This window comes from Nitratidesulfovibrio oxamicus, assembly GCF_015731765.1.
GTDB lineage: Bacteria > Desulfobacterota > Desulfovibrionia > Desulfovibrionales > Desulfovibrionaceae > Cupidesulfovibrio > Cupidesulfovibrio oxamicus.
In genome coordinates this window covers 1-2,582 of the sequence record NZ_VRYY01000370.1, presented here as the reverse complement: position 1 = coordinate 2,582, position 2,582 = coordinate 1, and the positions used below count along the sequence as shown (strand labels likewise).

The 2,582-nt window shown below is 68.0% G+C and carries 2 protein-coding genes; both read left to right on the top strand.

Going from position 1 to position 2,582, the window contains the following annotated elements; genetic code table 11:
• Window positions 1-878, top strand: an 878-nt coding sequence (locus FVW20_RS12320) for an amino acid ABC transporter permease (RefSeq protein ID WP_231039080.1), incomplete at its 5' end; no start/stop codon positions are given.
• 324 nt (window positions 879-1,202) lie between these two features.
• On the top strand, window positions 1,203-2,582 hold a 1,380-nt coding region (locus FVW20_RS12315; RefSeq protein ID WP_196609848.1), incomplete at its 3' end, for a PAS domain-containing protein.

Genomic DNA, 2,582 nt, shown 5'->3' with positions numbered 1-2,582 from the left:
GCCGCCGCGCCGCCGCCCAGACCACCTACACCCCGCTGGCGGCCATGCTGCACCAGTTGGGCAGGCACGCCGCCCGCGCCGCCGTGCTGGCGGGCAAGGGGCTGTTCGTGGCGTTGCTGGCCGGGCTGCTCTATTCGGTGGGCAAGGGCCTGCTGGGCTTTCAGTGGCATGTGGTGTTCGAAAACCTGCGCTCCCTGCTCATCTGGCACTTTCCCACCGGGCGGTCGGACGAAATGTTCCTGGGCCTTGGCGGCCTTGCCTATTCGCTGCTGATGGCCGTCATCGCCATTTCGGTCAGCTTCTTCATCGGGCTTGCCGTGGGCGTGGGGCGCTCGTCGTCCAACCGGGTGTTCCGCATTCCCTGCCTGCTGTACATCGAACTGATTCGCGGCAATCCGCTGATCATCGTCATCTTCTGGGTGTACTTCTTCATCCCGGTCATGTTCGGCACCACGATGAACGTGTTCTGGTCGGCCACATGGGCGCTGACGGCCTTCACCGGGGCCTACATCGCCGAAATCGTGCGCACCGGCATCCAGAACATTCCCGCCGGGCAGGTGGAGGCGGCCTATTCCACGGGCCTCACCTACCTGCAGGCCATGCGCAAGATAGTGCTGCCCCAGGCGCTGAAGCAGATGATTCCCGCCATCGTGGGCCAGTTCATCGCCATCTTCAAGGACACCTCGCTGGCCTTCGTGCTGGGCGTGCTGGAACTGACCTTCGTGGCCCAGGGCATCAACAACCGCCTGATGATCCACCCCATGGAAATCTACGGCACGGTGGCCTTCCTCTACTTCATCTGCTGCTACTCCATGTCGGTGTTCGCCGCGCGGCTGGAGCGCAGGCTGTCGCCGGAAAAGATCAGCCTGCGCATGTGACGCACGCGGCGTAACGCGCGTCCCGCCCCGCAGCCACCCGATCCATTGGCGTCCACACGGCCCCCGCCGTCCTTCCCCGGAAGCGACGCGGGGGCCTTCTCGTGGGCGTGGCGCGGGCGTACGCCGCCCTGATAACCGGAAGCGGCTGCTGCAAACTCGAAGCAACACCTGCAATCTCCAGGAGGCACCCAAAGGGGCCTTTGCACGAGGTCGCCACACCTTTTCCGCGTTGCAATACCCCGTCGTTTATGGATCCCGGGACATGGCACGCCCCTTGCTGACTACTGGAGTCCGTTCGTGCACCCCACCCGCAAGGAGATGTCCATGTCACACCGGTTGTCCAGCGTCCGCGCCCGCATCCTGCTGCTTGCCGCCTGCGGCATCGTGGCCACCGGCCTGGTGGCGGCCATCGCGCTGCACACCATGAGCGCCATCCGCGCGGACTTCACCCGGATGACCCAGCACAGCTTGGCGGGCGAGATCGCCACGCTGTCCATCGGCAAGGACCTGAACTACGTCAGCCGCCTTACCCGCAACATCATGCTGGGCAGCAACCTGGAAAAGGACCTGGCCGGGCTGGAGCGCACCGCCGCCTCCATTCGCGAGGGGTTCCGCGCCCTGAACAAGGCCGCCGACAGCGACGATGTCCGCCGCAAGGTGGCCGAGGCCGAGGATTCCACCATGCAGTTCGTGGAGGACGGCATGGTCTTCGTGCGGGGGTTGGCCCAGATGCCCCCGACGGAACGGCACCAGCGCTACCCCCAGTACCAGGCGTCCGCAACCCCGCTGGCCGAGGCATCGCGCAAGCATTTCGACGCCCTGGTGTCCGACGCCGATGCATCGTACGCAGAAAGCCTGGTCCGCTTCGAGAAGGACCTGGCCGCCGGGCGTACCCAGGTGCTGCTGTTGTCCGCCGGGGTTGTGGCCGCGCTGCTGCTGCTCGGCTGGGCCATCGTCCGAGCCATCGTGCGCCCGCTGGACCGGGCCACAGCTTACGCCCGCGCTGTGGAGGGGGGCCGCTACGACGACCTGACCGAAAACGAGGCCCGCGCCTTTTCCGGCGAGGCGGCCACCCTTGTGGGCGCAATGCGGGCCATGGTGGCCCAGATCCGCCAACGCATCGGCTTTGCCCAGGGGGTGTTGCACAGCCTGCCGGTGCCCTGCGTCATCCTGAACACGGACGGCACGGTGCAATGGGCCAACGACGCCCTGGCCGCGCTGTCGGGCCGAAGCGGCTCCGGCGCATCCCTGGTGGGGCAGCCCGGCGCGCGCGCCCTGCCCACCCCGCACGCCGCCGCCATCTGTGACGATGCGTTGCGCTGCAACCGGTTGCGCCGGGCCGACCTGCCCCTGGACGACGAGGGCGTACGCGGCGCGGACATGACCGCCTGCCCCGTGCACGACCTGGACGGCAACCCTCTGGGAGTCATGGCCTGCCTGGTGGACGTTTCCGAACTGCGCCGCCAGCAGCGCCTGGTCATGGAACGCAACGAGGCCCTGGCCGAGGCCGCCGACAACGCGGGCCGGGTGGGCGGCGACGTGGTGGAAGCCGCGCGCCGGGTGGACGAGAACGTGCGCGAATCGCTGCGCCGCTCGGACATGCAGCAGGCCCGCACCGCCGAGGTTTCCGTGGCCGTGGAACAGATGAACGCCACCGTGGCCGAGGTGGCGCGCGGGGCCACCGATGCCGCCGGATCCGCCGAC